At 42.5% G+C, this 17,520-nt stretch carries 10 protein-coding genes and 1 tRNA gene; 6 read left to right on the top strand and 5 right to left on the bottom strand.

Going from position 1 to position 17,520, the window contains the following annotated elements; all coding sequences use genetic code 11:
* Positions 1 to 65: 65 nt before the first annotated feature.
* Both HWQ36_RS06225 and HWQ36_RS06230 read left to right on the top strand, forming a co-directional pair.
* Positions 66 to 150 (top strand) — tRNA-Ser (locus HWQ36_RS06225).
* Between the two features lie 194 nt (positions 151 to 344).
* Positions 345 to 1,517 (top strand): CapA family protein, encoded by a 1,173-nt coding sequence (locus tag HWQ36_RS06230; RefSeq protein WP_292699186.1) that lies wholly within the window; start codon positions 345 to 347, stop codon positions 1,515 to 1,517.
* 43 nt (positions 1,518 to 1,560) lie between these two features.
* Here HWQ36_RS06230 and HWQ36_RS06235 read toward each other — a convergent pair whose 3' ends face one another.
* From HWQ36_RS06235 to HWQ36_RS06250, 4 genes are all read right to left on the bottom strand, one after another.
* The gene (locus tag HWQ36_RS06235) at positions 1,561 to 3,162 is read right to left on the bottom strand and encodes a protein kinase (protein WP_292699189.1); all 1,602 of its coding nucleotides are present in this window, start codon (positions 3,160 to 3,162) and stop codon (positions 1,561 to 1,563) included.
* Positions 3,163 to 3,747: 585 nt separating this feature from the next.
* Positions 3,748 to 5,076 carry an ATP-binding protein gene (locus HWQ36_RS06240; RefSeq protein WP_292699192.1) on the bottom strand — a complete coding sequence of 443 codons (1,329 nt, stop codon included), beginning with the start codon at positions 5,074 to 5,076 and terminating at the stop codon, positions 3,748 to 3,750.
* 96 nt (positions 5,077 to 5,172) lie between these two features.
* Positions 5,173 to 6,462, bottom strand: a complete 1,290-nt coding sequence (locus HWQ36_RS06245; RefSeq protein WP_292699195.1) for a tellurite resistance TerB C-terminal domain-containing protein — start codon at positions 6,460 to 6,462, stop codon at positions 5,173 to 5,175.
* Between the two features lie 253 nt (positions 6,463 to 6,715).
* On the bottom strand, positions 6,716 to 8,071 hold the full coding sequence (locus tag HWQ36_RS06250) for an ATP-binding protein (RefSeq protein ID WP_292699197.1): 1,356 nt from the start codon (positions 8,069 to 8,071) through the stop codon (positions 6,716 to 6,718).
* 189 nt (positions 8,072 to 8,260) lie between these two features.
* On the opposite strand from HWQ36_RS06250, the gene HWQ36_RS06255 reads away from it, so the two are divergent.
* Positions 8,261 to 8,581, top strand: coding sequence for a TMEM14 family protein (locus HWQ36_RS06255; RefSeq protein WP_292699374.1), 321 nt, complete (start codon positions 8,261 to 8,263; stop codon positions 8,579 to 8,581).
* A 212-nt stretch (positions 8,582 to 8,793) separates the two neighbouring features.
* Here the strand turns inward: HWQ36_RS06255 and HWQ36_RS06260 are convergent, their stop codons facing one another.
* A complete protein-coding gene (locus HWQ36_RS06260) occupies positions 8,794 to 9,654 on the bottom strand; it encodes a fructosamine kinase family protein (protein ID WP_292699200.1) in 861 nt (286 codons plus the stop codon).
* 676 nt (positions 9,655 to 10,330) lie between these two features.
* On the opposite strand from HWQ36_RS06260, the gene HWQ36_RS06265 reads away from it, so the two are divergent.
* The 3 genes from HWQ36_RS06265 to HWQ36_RS06275 all read left to right on the top strand — a co-directional run bounded on the left by HWQ36_RS06265 (position 10,331) and on the right by HWQ36_RS06275 (position 17,483).
* The gene (locus tag HWQ36_RS06265) at positions 10,331 to 11,593 is read left to right on the top strand and encodes a DUF4912 domain-containing protein (protein WP_292699203.1); all 1,263 of its coding nucleotides are present in this window, start codon (positions 10,331 to 10,333) and stop codon (positions 11,591 to 11,593) included.
* Positions 11,594 to 11,855: 262 nt separating this feature from the next.
* The gene (locus HWQ36_RS06270) at positions 11,856 to 12,782 is read left to right on the top strand and encodes a phosphodiester glycosidase family protein (RefSeq protein WP_292699206.1); all 927 of its coding nucleotides are present in this window, start codon (positions 11,856 to 11,858) and stop codon (positions 12,780 to 12,782) included.
* Positions 12,783 to 13,208: 426 nt separating this feature from the next.
* Complete coding sequence (locus tag HWQ36_RS06275; RefSeq protein WP_292699376.1) at positions 13,209 to 17,483, top strand: ATP-binding protein; 4,275 nt, start codon at positions 13,209 to 13,211, stop codon at positions 17,481 to 17,483.
* Positions 17,484 to 17,520 lie beyond the last annotated feature (37 nt).

The following is a 17,520-nucleotide window of genomic DNA, read 5'->3' on the forward strand; positions in this document are numbered from 1 at the left end:
AAAATTTCCCTAAATTCACGGCATTTGAATATAGAATAGATACTCAAGTGTGTGAATAAATATCTGGAGAGGTGTCCGAGCGGTTCATGGTGACGCACTCGAAATGCGTTTTGGGGAAACCCAACGGGGGTTCGAATCCCCCCCTCTCCGTTTAAAAATATTCCTAAAAAACTGGACAAACAGATGGTGTTTGGCTTGATAACTGGCACGTATAATTATTTGCAAGTGAAACGAGCTTATATTTCCGTGACTACTGAGTAAAATATTGCCCAAGAAATACTAAAATATACAGCGATAGCACAGATTTTTGGGATAAACTAATGCCATCGTGTGAGGAGTGAACGATGGCAAATCTCAGCCTGGGGAGAGGGCTTTCATTTAGTTTTATTAGTATCTGTTTATATATGGGTATTAGTATAGGAGTCTTTATTCGGCTTGGGCAATCACAGCAATTAAACGCTGCTACTACACCCACTGAACCTGTATCATTACCGTTTGCTATTCCTGAACCTGCGGCATTAAAACAAAAACTGCAAACTTCTTCAGATATTATTACGATCAAAGCCGTTGGAGATATTATTCCCGGCACTAATTTTCCTAACTATAGATTACCCCGGTTTCGAGATCAATTATTACCAAAGTCAGTGAGATCCCACTTGCAAGGATCAGATATTTTATTTGGTAACTTTGAAAGTAGCTTAACTAATTATCCTTACACTACCAAAGATACTAGTAGGGGACAAGTCTTTGCTTTTCGCTCTCCGCCTGGATATGCTCGGCTATTTGCTGAGGCTGGTTTTAATGTGTTTAATATGGCGAATAACCATGCAATGGATTTTGGCCCGGTAGGGTTCAAAGATACAAAGAAAAATCTTGAGGCTGTGGGCATTGCAACATTAGGTCATAAAAATCAAATTCTCTATTTGAAAGCTAACAATATCCCTGTGGCAATGGTAGGTTTTTCTCCTTATGAAATGTATAATTCCATCCATGATTTAGGAGCAGCCCAAGCACTTGTAGCAGAAGCTAAAAATAAAGCAAAGATTGTAGTAGTATCGATGCACGCTGGAGCCGAAGGAACGGGGGCACTACATATTAAGAATCAGACAGAGTTTTTTTATGGAGAAAACCGAGGTAATTCAATCCAGTTTGCTCGAAAAATGATTGATGCGGGTGCAGATTTAGTATTAGGACATGGGCCTCATGTTCCGAGAGCGATGGAAATTTATAAGGGAAAAATTATTGCCTATTCTTTAGGAAACTTTCTAGGATATCGGACTTTATCTACAAATGCCCAGACAGGTGACTCTATGATTTTAGAAGTTAAACTCAACTCTCTGGGAGATTTGGTATCAAGTAAAATTATCCCTGTGCGAATGGATAGGCAAGGAATTCCTCAAATTGATCGGTATTTTCAGACTGTGAGACTTATGCGTGATTTGAATAATCAAGCTTTTCCCAAAAATCCGGTGAAGATTAATAAGAAGGGGGAAGTTGTTGTACAGAAGAGGAAATAAACGTTGAGATGAATTTTGGATTGAAGAAAAAATCTAAAATTTACTAATTATTGTCATCTTGTAGCTTTTCCGGCAATTTGCGATCGCTCTGTGGTAGATTATCACTCGGTGGATTTTGCTTTTCCAGTGTTGGTACTACTACAGCAGAAGGATCTGACTGTTTGGATTGTGGCGGTGGTGCTGCTGGTATAACCACAGAATTTGACGGAATTACCGATTCAGGGGAAGCAGAATTCTGATTAGAAGCGGGTGAGTTATTTTGTGGCAATGGTGCGGGGGAAGCACTACGAGATGACCGGATAGCTCGGAGTTTTTCCACTAGCGAGGGTGTGGAGGAAACGCTAGGTGCAGGTGCAGATTTCTTCAAATCGCCCCGTTGTGATTCTCCTCGAGAGCTGCTAGGAGTTTCTTCGGGGGAAGAACGGCGATTCCGTCGGCGCTGCTTGGAATTAGAAAGAGGTGCTGATTCTGTTCTTGAGGTGGTGTTAGTTTTTTCACCATTTTCTAAGCTAGGTACTTTCGCGGCTGGTTGTTGAGTAGGCTGTTCAAAAAGCGGCTTTGTGGTTGGCTGCGGCTGAGATTTGGGTAAAATGCTAGTGATGCCAAAACCTGCTGTAGCAGCAACCAAGGCTACACCTATACCAATGAGTATTTGAGATGAACCCGGTTTTTTTGCTAGTAGATTTTCTTTAGCGATGCCTGGGTTGGGCTGTGCCAACACAGATGGCTTATGAAGACGATTTTGGGCAGTTTTCCCAAGTAAAGTTGCAGATTGTTGGGCAGATAAATTGACAGTTGGGACTGCATAAGTTGCTAAGGCTTGCGGTGTCATACCCTCATTTCCAGGTAGCAGTTGTAACCACTCGGCAACTGTCGCTGGACGAAAACGAGACTCCACCGCCATCCCGCGCATTACTGCCTGGTTGACAGCAGCACTCAAGTGTGGTTGCAGTTCGCGGGGGGAAGACATTTGTTCGCGATCGCGCAATAATGCTGGTATAGGAACTTGTGCTGTCAACAGTGCATACAAAGTTGCGGCTAAACCATAAACATCTGTGGCGGGTGTGCGCGGCGCTTGCGTCAAATACTGCTCAATTGGAGAATAGCCTTCAGAAACTAGACCAGTGTGAGTCTGTCTGACACTGCCATTAAATTCCCTGGCAATGCCAAAATCAATTAGTACTACTTCTTGTGTTCCTTGACGAAGAATAATATTATCTGGTTTGACATCTCGGTGCAGCAAACCATTGTTATGTACTACCTGTAAAGCTGCTCCAATTTGCCGGATGTAATGAATTGCTGTGGCTTCAGGCAAACTTATTCCTGGTAATACAAATGCATCTCCCAAGGTTTCACCACGAATGTATTCCATCACCATGTAAGGCAGTCCAGCTTCCACAAAAAAGTCACTGACTCGGACTATATTTGGATGAATACACGTAGCTAATCGTCTGGCTTCATCTTGGAATTGGCGCTCAAACTTCGCAAAATCAGGATGTTGTCGCAGCCGTTCATTGATGGTTTTCATCACCACCTCCTGGCCCAAGTAGCGATGGGTAGCTTTAAATGTAATACCAAAGCCACCCCGCCCTATTTCTTGAATTAGGGTATATTTTCCATCTTGCAAAATTGTGCCTGCTAACATAAAGAGTCCTGAGTCCTGAGTGAGCAGATAAATAGCGAATCCTGAGTCTTGAGGAATTTCTAAAAATTTTCCCGTATTTTACATGAGGCAGGGTTTTCACCTGTCTATTTTACGGGATGATTTAGTTGTCGGAACTCCCTAAGCGAGAAAACCTCCCCACGCTCACAAAAGTTTTATCTTTTTCAGATGATAACGCGGGGTAAAGAAATTCTGAAGTAGGAAACAGACTTAAGCTATCTGCTACATCCGTAATGTCAAGGAGAAAGTACGACTCGACGCGCTAGTTGATACAACATTGTTTGTTAATTGACGCTTTAATTTTGTCCTATTTCAGCACATAAGTAATTTAGGACTAGCACTTTCAATGTGGTGAAATTTTTGGACAATAATTCATATTTTCTCTGTGTTCCCTGCGTCTCTGTGGTTAAATAAATTACTTTTAAACCGCAGAGGCACAGAGAACGCAGAGAGAAGGAAAGAGATGTTACTAGTCACCTTGAAAGGGCTAGTCCTATAATCTTCCAGTAGGTTAGAAGCAAGCAGGAAAGCTATAAAAGCGATAAAGTTGAGTGTCTTTATCATTAATCACAAACTAAATTCTGCTGCGCCATCCTCATCCACATTTGCATCTTTACCCATAGCAGTAGGTTTAAATTTAGAGCCATGAATTAATTCAGCAAACGCAATTCCTGGATTTTGGTGAAGAATATTCAGCACACTCATAAAATCTCGCACAATTTCCCCTGGTGTCATTAATGCTTCTGCACCCAAGCGATTAATAATTTCTTGTACAAACTCCTTCAACTCACGATTTGTCAAAGTCTGTTCATACCCAAAATTGAGTGCATGAATCTCAGCTAAACGTTGCAAAAGCGTCAATATTTCTCCTTCACTCAACGGATTTAGCCGAATCACTGGCCCAGAATGTTCTTGAACATTAGCTTGGGCAACAAAACGGCTTTCTTTTGTGCGTCTTTGCCAAGCTTGGTCTGCAAAAAGTCCCCGTTTGGGGTCTTCTAAAAATTTGGTTGTTCCACCAACAACAATGCCAAGATGTTCTGCTTTGCACTGCATGGTATCGTTAAACATGGTCAGGAGTCGATTATAATTCTTTTCTCGCGTGACTGTAGTAGATATTTGATATAAATGTACGGCTTCATCAAATATAATTAAAAGTCCTTTATAACCAATTTCAGCGACAAATTTCGCAAATAGTTTTATATAGTCATACCAGCTATCATCATCAATAATGACGCGCACTCCTAAAGCAGCCTTAGCCTCAACTTTAGTAGTAAATTCTCCACGCAACCAGCGCATCGCCGCATTTTTTAAATCATCATCATCCAATCGGTAGCCACGCCAATAAGCAATAATCACGCTACCAAAATCAAAACCGTGAACTAAGTCTTCAATATACTGAACTACTTCTCTAATTTTTGATTCAACTTTGTCATCAAAACCATCGTCATTGGGACGCATTTCAGTTTCTTTAACTACTTCTTGTTGAATTTTATTAATCCATCCTTCTAAAATCGAGACTAAAGCACCACCATCAGGACGAGTTTTTGTAGCTAGGTGGCTCATCAATTCTCGATAGGTGGCTACACCTTCATTGTTGCTTCCAGCTAATCGGCGTTCAGGGGATAAATCAGCATCCGCTACTACAAAACCTTGCTCCATAGCGCGGTTACGAATTAGTTGCAGTAAAAAACTTTTCCCGGAACCGTAGTTACCAATTATAAAGCGAAACGCTGCTACACCTTCGGCAATATCATCAAGATTTTGTAATAGGCTTTTTAGTTCTTTTTCTCGACCTACTGCGATATATTCAACTCCCAATCTTGGTACTACCCCCGCACCAAGGGAATTAATTAAAGCAGTGGAGATTTTTTTCGAGATTTTGAGTTTTGCCATGTATTACACTTCACTTTATTCTAAACGCATAAGCACGCAGTAAATAGGTAAGGTACACATTTACCTTACTACTAATCTTACGACGGCAATAATATTTTAGTTTGACGATGTATGTCTAGCCATGAGACTTTCATGCATTGCAATCATTTTTTTGACATGGGTAATATGCTCATGGTAAACTTCTGGAATTGCCGAATCTGAGTTAATTATTAATTCTCCAATAGTATCATTTGCCCGTTCATTTATAGAATCGATTAAAAGATTCGGCATAGTGATGTTTGCTTCGGCAATTTTTTTTATAGCAGCTTTGGGATTATCTTGTTCAACTATAGCTTTTAATACTTGTAGTTCGTATTCTGGGAGCTTTTCTAAAAAATTAGTCCATTCTTCAGGTATATTCTCTGATGTATCAATTTCCGAATTGTCTATGACTGCTGTAGTTTCCATTATTTCAGAAAAGGGAAACAATTCAGTATCATCTTCTTGGGAATTATCAACTAAAGGTTCTTGATTAAATGTTTCTAGTTGTTGGAGTAATTCCCATACTTGATTTTGCAATGAATCTCGTTCTTCTTGCAATAATGAAATTTGCCCTTGCAACTGCTGTAATTCGGCTTTGTGTTCTGCTAGTTGGGTTTGTGAAGAATGCAGGATGATTTGGATATTTTCTCTTTCGGTTTTTGTCGCTACCAATAACTGATTTTTTTGGGTTGTCTCAACTTCTAACTCTTGAATTGCAATTCGTAGTTCGTATAGTTTTTCTTCTAATTGGGGTTTGAGTCTGCCTAAAAGAGTTAAATTACTTTCAACTTCTTGTTTCTCTTGCTGGAGTTCGGAAATTTGGCTTTGCAATTGGGTGATTTCAGCACGGGATACATTACAATTCGACTCTAGACGACGCTTCTCTGCTGTGAGTATAGAAAAAGCATTGTTCAATTCTGTTTGATTTTTCTGCAAGTTATTAATTTCAGTTTGCAGAGTATTTATTTCAGTTTCTAGCTGTTTTTTTTGTCCTGCGAATGTTCTTAATTCCCGATGTAAACTATCCCTTTGGTTACGACTTTCTGTGACTTGATTTTGCAGTTGTTGTGATTCTGCATATAATAAATTATGATGTTGTTCGATTTGATTTATTTCTCTGACAACACGAGCTTTCAATTCCTCCATTTCTTTAATTCGTTTGCGGAGAGAACCTAAAACAAACATTTCATAATTTCTCCGCCGCTTATCTACGAATAATGCTGCTGCATAGATAGTAGCGGCAGTAATTAAACCTGTGAGAAAAGCTTTATTGAAATCCCAGCTGGGGACGAGACTAAGACCAAAACTCACACTAAAGGCAACTATTCCTAGTATAAATCGATTGCTGATCGTTACTGATTGCATATTGCTCGTTTTTAGCGTAGTGAAATTATCAAAATAAGTAACTCTCATACTAATTCGTAATTCGTAATACTTCGACTTCGCTCAGTACAAGTTCGTAATTCGTAATTAGAATACACAGGTTGTTCTGTTTGGTTAAGTAAGACATTTTTCTAAGGTTTTGTATCATAGTAGTTCTGAAATATATAGTTTTAGTTACGGGTGCATAATATTGTTATCTAACTAATAAGAAAGTGTAATCATCAATAAATTAATTTTAATCAGAAGTATTGGATGTATTGTTATTTGCATGAAAAAGTCTTAAATCTGCTTTTAAAAAATCAACAAATTGTCTTGCTGTGCGTCCAGAACGTCCGTTGTGGCGAGTTGCCCACTGTAATGCTTGAAACTCCAACTCTTCTTGGGTAATATTAATTTCAGCTTGTGCCGTTAGATGTTGTACAATCTTCAAATAAGTTTTTTGATCGGCTGGTTCAAAGGTCAAGGTTAAACCGAAGCGATCGCTAAACGAAAGTTTCTCCTGCATCGTATCCCAAGCATGGATTTCCTCATTATCCTTGGGAGTAGGTCTATCCACAAAAAATTCCCGTATCAGGTGGCGGCGATTGGAAGTCGCATACACAACTACATTTTGCGGCCGCGCGGTTAAATTACCTTCTAAAACTACCTTGAGCGCTTTAAAGGCATCATCATCTTCTTCAAAGGAAAGATCGTCAACAAAGATAATAAATTTTTGTGACACTCCTCGTAAATGTTCCACAATTTCTGGTAAGTCTTTTAAATCAGATTTTGTTACTTCTAACAAGCGGAGGCTGCGATTACTATATTCATTTAACAAAGATTTCACTAAAGAAGATTTGCCAGAACCGCGACTACCGTAAAGTAATACATGGAGTGCCATCTCTCCTGATAATAAAAACTCTGTATTTTTTAGCAAAGCATCTCTTTGAGACTCGTAACCTACAAGCGCACTCAGCTTAACCGGATCAGAATATGGGATACCGATAAACTGCCCAGCTTGCCAACGTAAAGCGCGATATTCTGCAAATAAACCAGAGCCACATTGCCGATAATAAGCCGCTAACTCTTCTACAGCATCACCCCAATTATCTAATTCTTGTAGATATGTAGCGAACTTTGTCTCTACTCCTACCAATTCTTGCTCTTTATACCACACTACTGGCGAAATCGGCATGTGAGCTACGCTTTGTATCCACTCACTCAAAGAGGCGCTGCTACATTCATAAAGACTTTGCAATATTTGTAAATCATGCTGTACTGCTGCTAATAAAGCTGGGGGCAATTCTTTAAATTCTTTCACTTGGGCCAGTTTTGTAAAAGGATTCTTAGAGAAGAGAAGTTGAGTAATTAAATAGTCTTCCCAGGTTTGATTTTTAGCAGCCAAAGCGTGGAAGTAACTACCGTAGGCTTGGAGACAACCCCGTGCATCGGAATCGGTGTAACGTATAGCTTGCAACAGTTCCAGAAATGCCATCCCCACTTCGCCTTGGAGAACAGACTGGTACAGTAAAAGTGAGGCTGCTTGACGCTGGAGATATTGGACTTTTGTATATGAAGAAGTACTTGTTATTGGCATCGCTTGATTATCCATCAGTGAAAAAGCAGGGGAGCAAGGAGCAGGGAGCAGGGGAGCAGGGAGCAGGGGAGCAGGGAGCTTTTGCCCACAATGGGTTTGTAGCTTTTCCCTTGCCTCTTATCAACTGTGTGATGTAGCTATTTAGCTATGGTAAATTGTCTGCTGACCTTGGCAGTAAAGTCAAAATCTACAGATGTTTTAACAATGAATTTAAGTATAATTGCTGCTTTCGCCTACGGCATATTAGCGATCGCTGGTGGCATTATTGGCTATATTCAAGCTAGAAGTAGGGTTTCACTGTTAAGTGGTGGCATTAGCGGTTTATTGCTAATACTTGCCGCTTACTTTCAACTCCAAGGACAAACCTGGGGTTCAATTTTAGCAGTGTTAGTTACTGCTGTTTTAGTGGTAGTTTTTGCAGTTCGACTAGCTAAAACACGTAAGTTTATGCCGGCGGGATTAATGACGATTTTAGGGATGTTGGTCTTGGTGGTGATGGTAAATCAAATGGTGGCTTTAAGGTAGCATCAGTCTACAAGCAATAATCACCTTCCTGTTTTTTTCAAGAGTATGCATTCACAATGCAAGCCGACGCATTCACAATGCAAGCCGACGCATTCACAATGCAAGCCGATGCATTCACAATGCAAGTTAACGCATTCACAATGCAAGGCAACGCATTCACAATGCACAGTATTGCCAAATGAAATCCGCTACGAGTTAATGAAATGCTGTAGTTAGCGCAGAATCTGCTCAATCATCCGGTTCGCTTGGGAAGCATAACCGCCCCCGAATAAATTGAAGTGATTCAAAATGTGATAAAGGTTATAGAGTGTTTTTCTCTGCTCATAGCCTGCATCTAAAGGAAAAACTTCGTTATAACCTTTGTAAAAAGCTGCGGGGAACCCACTAAATAATTCTGTCATGGCAATATCAACTTCGCGATCGCCAAAATAAGTTGCCGGATCAAAAATCACGGGTTCTCCTGAGTTGGTACATCCAGCATTTCCACCCCATAAATCGCCATGCACTAAAGAAGGTTGCACCTGGTGCGCCAATAGTTCAGGGATAGCTGCTAGTAATTTTTCTTCCTGGGGGAAATTTCCTCCCCGTCGCCTTGCTAACTGAAATTGATAACCCAGGCGATGTTTAAGATAAAATTCTGTCCAGTCTGCTGTCCAAGTATTGATTTGGAGCGTTGAACCAATGGTATTGTTAATTTTCCAACCAAAACCTTGACTACTGCTAGCTTGATGCATCGTCGCCAACTTGCGCCCCATCTCTTCCCACGAATTGCTGTTGCCATTACCAAGTTCTAACCATTCCAGCACCATGTAGCTAGAATTATCAGCTACACCCCAGCAAATAGGTTTGGGGATGCGAATACTAGCTGTTGCTAGCATTTCCTTTAAACCCAATGCCTCAGCCTCAAACATGGCAATTTGGGATGCAAGGTTCAGCTTGACAAAGTAGATAATCTCACCATTAGAAACAGCATAACCTTGGTTGATACATCCGCCACCAACCGATCGCCGTTGCTGACTCTGAAATTTTTCGCCAGTCACTTGGGTAATATGGGTGTCGATTTGAGTCCACATGATTGAATTGGGGATGAGGGAGTCGCTACTTTATGACAGGTTAGTGTTGGAGGTGCTGTTGATGCTAATTTGTCCATTACTAGTTTAGATAAGCTACCACAAACTCATGTTGCACGACGCAATTTTCAAAATAGTGTCTTCCATCGTTGTCTCTCAAATTACCTTCTCCACTGCTTGATTTTTAAATACCTACCCTTGAAAGGACAAGTCTCCCCCCTCTCCCTTGTCTCTTCTTAATGCCCCCCTGCCCCCTTCCTTGTAAATTGCAGTTTTTAGCTAACTCACAGCCAAATATCATGAAAACTTGACATTGCCACTAGCGGCAATACGATGCTAGCTCAAAATGTCATAGTTTCATGACAATAAGATCCCAGAAAAGCTTATAAATTCGTAATATACGTAAAAAAGCTATAGAAACCACTTGATCCCTAGATATGCTTAGTGGTTAATATTGACTTAACAAACAGAACTTCTTCGATCCCAAAGAAATGCTAACTTTGGCATAACCAGGAATTAGTTAGAAGTTACCTCAATTTAAAAACAGATTAAAAAACTTAAAACTGGGCAACACCAGGAGTCAGTAATAAGAAATTCATCTGGATGTGGATGAGCTTTTACATAGCATTCTTTAACCAGGGGAAATCATTTACCGCTTACACTACTGGAGGCCAAATTAATGGCAAAAGAACGCCCGCCACTAGAAGAGATGACCTTACGGCAACTACGAAGAGTTGCTAGCGAATATAGCATCTCTCGCTATAGCCGAATGCGTAAATCACAATTGCTGGCATCAATTTTAGAAGTCCAGCGAAGCAAAACTTTGCTCAGTCCATCTCGTTCATTGGAGGCACAGGAAACCGTGGAAGCTGCTAAGTTTGAATTAGGTCAGGAAGATCGTACAGGTGGATCTCTAGCTGATGTTGATGAAGGACTCGCAGATTTGCCTTCTGGCTATGGTGACAGCCGGATTGTCCTCTTACCGCGCGATCCACAGTGGGCTTATACTTACTGGGATATCCCCAATGAACATAAAGAGGAACTGCGCCGCCAAGGGGGACAACAACTCGCACTACGGATTTATGATGTCACCGACATCAATATCGAATACCAAAGTCCCCACAGCATTCAAGAATATCCTGCTGATGAACTAGCTAGAGAATGGTATTTACCAGTTCCAGTTAGCGATCGCGATTATGTGATAGATATCGGCTATCGTGCTGCTGATGGTCGCTGGTTAGTACTAGCTCGTTCTACTAAAGTACATATTCCCCCCGTCTATCCTTCAGACTGGATTGAAGATGTCTTCATCACTGTCAACTTTGAAGAAGATTTGCGCGCTAAGACTCAGTACGAACTAGTTCCCCCCGCCAAAAAGATTGCAGCTACTACCGCCAATGGTAATGCTGTGAATACCAACGGCAATCCTATCTACGACCAAATCTTTGGTTTAGCCGAATCTGCCGAAGCACTACGGGTTGCTGGTTCTATCTTCGGTTCTCAGCATCAAGTACCAGGTTCAGCGCGTCCAGAACAAGCCCTTAGTTCCTACATTTTCCCATCTGGTGTAGGTATGTGGGCAGTTCCCACCGTCTCAGGCTTAACCGCTTCCGGTGCAGGAATGTCAGGTGTTGGCTTCTCCGCTTCCGCCGTCCCAGTGCGTCCGCGAAAGTTCTGGTTAATCGCCGATGCAGAATTGATAGTTTACGGTGCAACTGAACCCGACGCTACCGTAACCATTGGCGGCCGTCCAATTCAGCTAAATCCAGATGGGACATTCCGCTTTCAAATGTCCTTCCAAGATGGTTTAATTGACTATCCAATTTTGGCTGTAGCTGCGGATGGTGAGCAAACCCGGTCAATTCAGATGAAATTTAATCGTGAGACACCATCTCGGAATACTAACACCAAAGAAGAAGCTGTTTTAGAATGGTTCTCTTAAGCTGTGGTTATCAGATTAATTTCAGACTGAAACTTTAAAGCAAGAATTCAGAATCCAGAATCCAGAAGTCAGAATTAAGAAGACTTTGAAACCCAAGCTTAATAATTTGAACAAAATTAAGAAGCTATAGCACCCTTGATTTTCTAATCATTCTGGATTCTGACCGGAGGCGGAGCGTCTCCGGCTCCGCTCCTGACTTCTGAATCCTTACATTTTAAATTATTCCCCGCTATAGTAATTCTGTAGCGGTTTTTTGTATTATATGTCAACAAAAAAATTATTTTTATTATTTATCTCGATAATTGGTGCAAGCTTGTTATCAGGTTGTCAACAGATTGAAGCAAATTCAGTCCCCAAAGCATCTAAAACTTGCCCTGGCAAAGATCCTAAATTCAGTATCGATTTTTTTAAAACCAATAATCAAGGTAAAAAAAATTCCAAAGGTATTAATAATGTGATTATTTTTAATCCAAAATCAGCAAAATTAGATTTTAAAGTTAATGTTGGTCTATCTCATAAACTCTACGCCAAAGATGCCAAAGGTAAACTGCGTAAAGAATACATTCCAAAACAGTTTCATGAACTCATCAGCGATGAGAATGCCAAATTAAACGGACAGCTACCCATTGCCGCAATTAATGCCGACTACATAGGTACTGATAATAAACCACAAGGCTTAAATGTCTCTCGTGGTGTAGAGTATTCAGGAGCATTTAAAAACAAGCGTTCTTCCTTTGGGATATCAGGAGGTACACCCAACCAAAGGCAGGCTACTATCCAAGCCGGTAGAAGAGAGAACGATATTCTCAATTATAATTTAGTGGGCGGTAATGGCAGATTCTATCGTCAGGGTAAGTTTAAAGATATTTGTCAAGATTTGGGAGAATTTGCTTGTAAAAATGCGACTAATCGTTCTCTGGCAGCTATCACTAATCAAGGTTATGTAATACTATTAGTTAATGATTTGAAAGCTCATTCAGAGATTGAATTATCTCAACTTAATCAAGAGTTATTGCCAAATATGTTTGATAATGTCCTACAAGGCATTGCTAGTAATAACTGTTTAGGTAATATTCAAGAAGGGATTTTATTTGATGGAGGGATGTCTCCAGGATTGCATTATAACCAGAAGACTTATGTAGAAAATCTTGGGCCAATTGGTTCAGTTTTTTTGATTTACAAAAAATAAAACAGTTGAAAATTATCGAACAGAATTCAGGAGTCAGGACGGGCTAAACGCCCCGCTATCGCTAACAGAATAATGCCTCCGGCACGCTCTTCGCGTTCAGAATGAATTCTGTATGACTGGCGGATGAATAACCGGGTTGAAGACCACCAAATCTACGATTTGGTGGTCTTCAAGATAGTCGCGGGTCTGAATCCCCGACTGATTTATTCTGACCGGAGGCGGAGCGTCTCCGGCTCCGCTCCTGTTAGCGGTAGCGGGGGTTTAGCCCATTCAGAATAGCTGAATTCTTCTTCAATTGTATATGTCTTTGAATATCCTCTAAAATGACTCTTTAGGAGCATCAAAGTCTAATGTAGATGATATGTTGACGAAAAGACGACCACCGATGTAGCCTGTAACCGACGCATGACCAACCGAGAGGAATTAATGAAGAACGAGTCAACGTCAGCAAGCAACGCCGACGCAAATTTCCTTATCTGCGGGGGTGAAATGGGTGCTAGGATGCGAGAATGTGACTGGTCAAAAACCTCCCTTGGCCCAACACAGCAGTGGCCGCAGAGTTTAAAAACTGCCGTGCGAATTATGCTGACTTGCCGCCAACCTATGTTTGTTTGGTGGGGCGAAGAACTGATAAACCTTTATAATGACGCTTACAAGGCTATTATTGGCGGCAAACATCCAGAAGCACTTGGGCAGCCAGCTTCCTGCGTGTGGCGGGAAATATGGGATCAGGTTCGGCCTCGCGCTGAATCAGCAATATTGAATAACGAGGGCACTTACGACGAAGGGCTGCTGCTAATTATGGAGCGCAACGGCTACCCGGAGGAAACCTATTATACTTTTTCATATAGCCCAGTTCCTAATGACCAGGGTGAAACAGGTGGGATCATCTGTGCAAATACAGATGACACTCAGCGCATAATTGGTGAGCGTCAGTTAGCACTTTTGCGCGACCTAGCGGCGAAGACAGCAGATGCGCGAACATTCGATGAAGCCTGTACACTGAGTGCAAATTGTCTGGAGAGCAACCCCTACGACCTCCCTTTCGCAATGATTTATCTGGTTGATCCAGATCAGCAGGAAGTTTTTCTGGCTGGAACGTGCGGCATCGGGCAGAATCATGTAGCCGCTCCTGAAACAGTCAATCTGGATTCTGATTCAGTTTGGCCCTTTGCGGAAGTTATCAGAACGCATCAGGCAAAACTGATTTCTAATTTGGAAGTGTCTTTTAGTAGCTTACCCTGTGGTGTTTGGGAGCGATCGCCCCATCAAGCGATCGCAGTGCCAATTGCACCATCCGGTCAGACAGGAAAAGCTGGTATATTAATTGCTGGGTTGAATCCCTTCAGGCTATTCGACGATAATTACAGAAGATTCATCGATTTAGTTGCGGCTCAAATTGCAGCCAGCATCGCCAACGCCCAAGCTTACGAGGAAGAACGCAAACGCGCCGAAGCCTTGGCAGAAATTGATCGCGCTAAAACTGTTTTTTTCAGCAACGTCAGCCACGAGTTTCGTACCCCTCTGACCCTGATGTTGGGGCCATTAGAGGAAACCTTAGCTAATTGTGCCACTCTGCTTCCAGCCAACGAACGAGAGCAGTTAGAAATGGTGCAACGGAATGGACTCCGGCTGCTAAAACTGGTCAACAGCCTGCTAGATTTCTCGCGCATCGAAGCCGGACGGGTTCAAGCTTCTTATGAACCAACCGATCTAGCTACTTTCACAGCAGAACTAGCGAGTGTATTTCGTTCAGCAGTAGAACGCGCAGGGATGGAATTATCAGTCAATTGTCCTTCCCTTCCAGCACCAGTGTATGTAGATCGGGAAATGTGGGAAAAGATTGTTCTTAACCTGCTCTCGAATGCCTTCAAGTTCACGATGGCTGGAAAAATCGCGGTAAGCTTGCAGTGGGCAAACGAACATATTGAGTTTGTAGTTAAAGATACAGGAATCGGTATCCCAGCCGAAGAAATCCCCCATCTTTTTGAACGATTCCACCGCGTCAAAGGGGCGCAAGGACGAACTTTTGAAGGGTCAGGAATTGGATTATCACTGGTGCAAGAATTGGTGCAAATGCATGGCGGAACAGTCATGGCGACAAGTGTTTTAAGAGCAGGTAGTTGCTTTACTGTATCAATTCCAACGGGATATGCTCATTTGCCTCTAGACCGGATTAGCGCCCCTCGAACCTTAGCTTCAACTGCATTAGGTGCAATACCCTATCTAGAAGAAGCTCTGCGTTGGCTGCCGGAAGAAGAGAGCAGGGGGAGAAGAGAAGCAGGGGGAGAAGAAATAATTCAAGAAGACTACACATATATAAATTCTTCCCCTACCCCCTCTGCCTCCCCTGCCCCCCTGCCCCTCCGCACCTCTGCCCGAATTCTTCTGGCTGACGATAATGCAGATATGCGCGATTATGTCAAGCGACTGTTAAGTCAGCAGTATGAGGTGGAATCAGTGGCGGACGGTTTAGCTGCTTTGGATGCTGCTCGTGGGCGTGTCCCAGATTTGGTACTGACGGACGTAATGATGCCTGGATTAGATGGCTTTGGACTGCTGCAAGAATTACGAACCGATCCGCAAACGAAAAAAGTTCCCATCATTCTGCTGTCGGCGCGGGCGGGGGAAGAGGCACGGGTGGAAGGTTTAGAAGCGGGAGCCGATGATTACTTAATTAAACCGTTCTCGGCTCGGGAATTGTTGGCGCGGGTAGAGGCAGCCCTAAAAATGGCTCGTCTCCGCGAAGAGGGAATGCAACGAGAGCAAGGTCTACGAATTGAAGCTGAGGTGGCAAAAGCACACCTAGAGACTGTCCTTGCTGGCATCCAAGACCAATTTTTTGTGTTGGATCGGGAGTGGCGTTATACCTTTGTCAACGATCGCGTCGCAGAAGTTGTGGGCATCCAAAAGGAAGAGTTGCTAGATCGGATCATTTGGGAAGTGTTTCCAGATGTGGCCAAAAGCGAGTTTTATACCCAGGTTCATTGGGCGATGGCACAACAGACGGTTGTTCAGTTTGAATACTTTTATCCCCCTTGGCAACGCTGGTTTGAGAATCGCGTTTACCCCTTTGGTGAAGGAGTAAGCGTCTTTGTTACAGAGATCAGCGATCGCAAACAGGCAGAGAAAGCACTTCGTGAAAGCGAAGAACGGTTCCGCAACATGGCTGATAATGCTCCGTTCATGGTTTGGGTAACAGATACCAGTAGCTACTGCACCTATCTGAGCAAAAGCTGGTATGACTTTACCGATCAAAGCGAAGAAACGGGTCTGGGATTTGGCTGGTTGAACGCCGTACATCCCGAAGATTACGATGACGTTAGGAATATTTTCCTGGAAGCTAGCAAGCTGTGTGAGGCTTTCCGTATGGAATACCGCTTACGGCGCAAAGACGGCGAGTATCGCTGGACAATCGATGCTGCTAATCCTTGGTTTGGGGTGGATGGTCAATTTAAAGGTTACATTGGCTCAGTAATTGATATTACAGAACGGAAGACAGCAGAAGCCGAACGCGATCGCCTCCTGGAACTTGAGCAAGCTGCTAGAACTGAAGCCGAAACAGCTAACCGGATTAAAGATGAGTTTTTGGCGGTGCTTTCCCATGAATTGCGATCGCCTCTCAATCCCATTCTTGGTTGGGCAAGACTTTTACAAACCCGTGAATTTCAACCAGCAGAGATCAAAAAAGCGATCGCAACCATCGAGCGGAATGCTAAATTACAAGCTCAACTAATTGAAGATTTGCTCGATGTCTCTCGGATCTTACAAGGCAAGCTCAACCTGAAGATGTTTCCCGTCAACCTAATACTGGTGATTGAGGCGGGATTGGAGACAGTCCGTTTGGCAGCAGAAGCTAAAGATATTCAAATTCAGACAATACTGGATGCTTCTTTGGGGCAAGTTTTGGGTGATTTTGATCGCTTACAACAAGTAATCTGGAATCTGTTATCGAATGCCGTCAAATTCACTCCTGAAGAAGGAAAAATTAATATTCAACTCGAACGCATTGATTCTCAAGCTCAAATTACCGTCAGCGACACAGGTAAAGGGATCAGCCCGGAATTTCTCCCTCATGTATTTGAATATTTTCGTCAGGCGGATGGCACGACAACTCGAAGGTTTGGTGGTCTGGGGTTAGGGTTAGCAATTGTCCGTCATTTGATAGAATTACATGGTGGCACGATTTGGGCAGAAAGTTTAGGGGAAGGACAAGGAGCTATTTTTAGAGTTAGGCTCCCCTTGATTAAAAAAGAGTTAACCCCAAAACAACAGATAAACATTGATCCTTTAAATGCCTCTTCTACAGCTGAAATCCTTACAGGCATTCAAATCTTAGTGGTGGACGATGACGATGATACCCGTGAGTTTCATACATTTGTGCTAGAACAGGCTGGGGCAAGGGTAATTGCTGTGGCATCAGCAAAAGAAGCACTGCAAGCATTAGCAGAGTCAGAACCAGATATTTTGCTCAGTGATATTGGAATGCCAGAGACAGATGGCTATATGCTGATCCGCCAAGTTAGAGCATTACAGCCAAAGCAAGCTAAACAGATTCCCGCGATCGCTTTAACTGCTTATGCGGGAGAAATCAACCAGCAACAAGCGATCGCATCAGGATTTCAAAGGCATCTGTCTAAACCCGTTGAACCAGATGAGTTAGTCAAGGCAATTGCAACTCTGATTGGCAGGAATGGCTGAGTTCCAACGAAGAGGCAGGGGGAATGGGGAATGGGGC

It is taken from the genome of Nostoc sp. NMS2 (assembly GCF_017115105.1).
Taxonomy (GTDB): domain Bacteria; phylum Cyanobacteriota; class Cyanobacteriia; order Cyanobacteriales; family Nostocaceae; genus Nostoc.

What these genes read in the sequence shown, in the direction of transcription:
- HWQ36_RS06230 (WP_292699186.1), top strand. Translation starts at nt 345, where the DNA reads ATGGCAAATCTCAGCCTGGGGAGAGGGCTTTCATTTAGTTTTATTAGT.
- HWQ36_RS06235 (WP_292699189.1), bottom strand. Translation starts at nt 3,162, where the DNA reads ATGTTAGCAGGCACAATTTTGCAAGATGGAAAATATACCCTAATTCAA.
- HWQ36_RS06240 (WP_292699192.1), bottom strand. Translation starts at nt 5,076, where the DNA reads ATGGCAAAACTCAAAATCTCGAAAAAAATCTCCACTGCTTTAATTAAT.
- HWQ36_RS06245 (WP_292699195.1), bottom strand. Translation starts at nt 6,462, where the DNA reads ATGCAATCAGTAACGATCAGCAATCGATTTATACTAGGAATAGTTGCC.
- HWQ36_RS06250 (WP_292699197.1), bottom strand. Translation starts at nt 8,071, where the DNA reads ATGGATAATCAAGCGATGCCAATAACAAGTACTTCTTCATATACAAAA.
- HWQ36_RS06255 (WP_292699374.1), top strand. Translation starts at nt 8,261, where the DNA reads ATGAATTTAAGTATAATTGCTGCTTTCGCCTACGGCATATTAGCGATC.
- HWQ36_RS06260 (WP_292699200.1), bottom strand. Translation starts at nt 9,654, where the DNA reads ATGTGGACTCAAATCGACACCCATATTACCCAAGTGACTGGCGAAAAA.
- HWQ36_RS06265 (WP_292699203.1), top strand. Translation starts at nt 10,331, where the DNA reads ATGGCAAAAGAACGCCCGCCACTAGAAGAGATGACCTTACGGCAACTA.
- HWQ36_RS06270 (WP_292699206.1), top strand. Translation starts at nt 11,856, where the DNA reads ATGTCAACAAAAAAATTATTTTTATTATTTATCTCGATAATTGGTGCA.
- HWQ36_RS06275 (WP_292699376.1), top strand. Translation starts at nt 13,209, where the DNA reads ATGAAGAACGAGTCAACGTCAGCAAGCAACGCCGACGCAAATTTCCTT.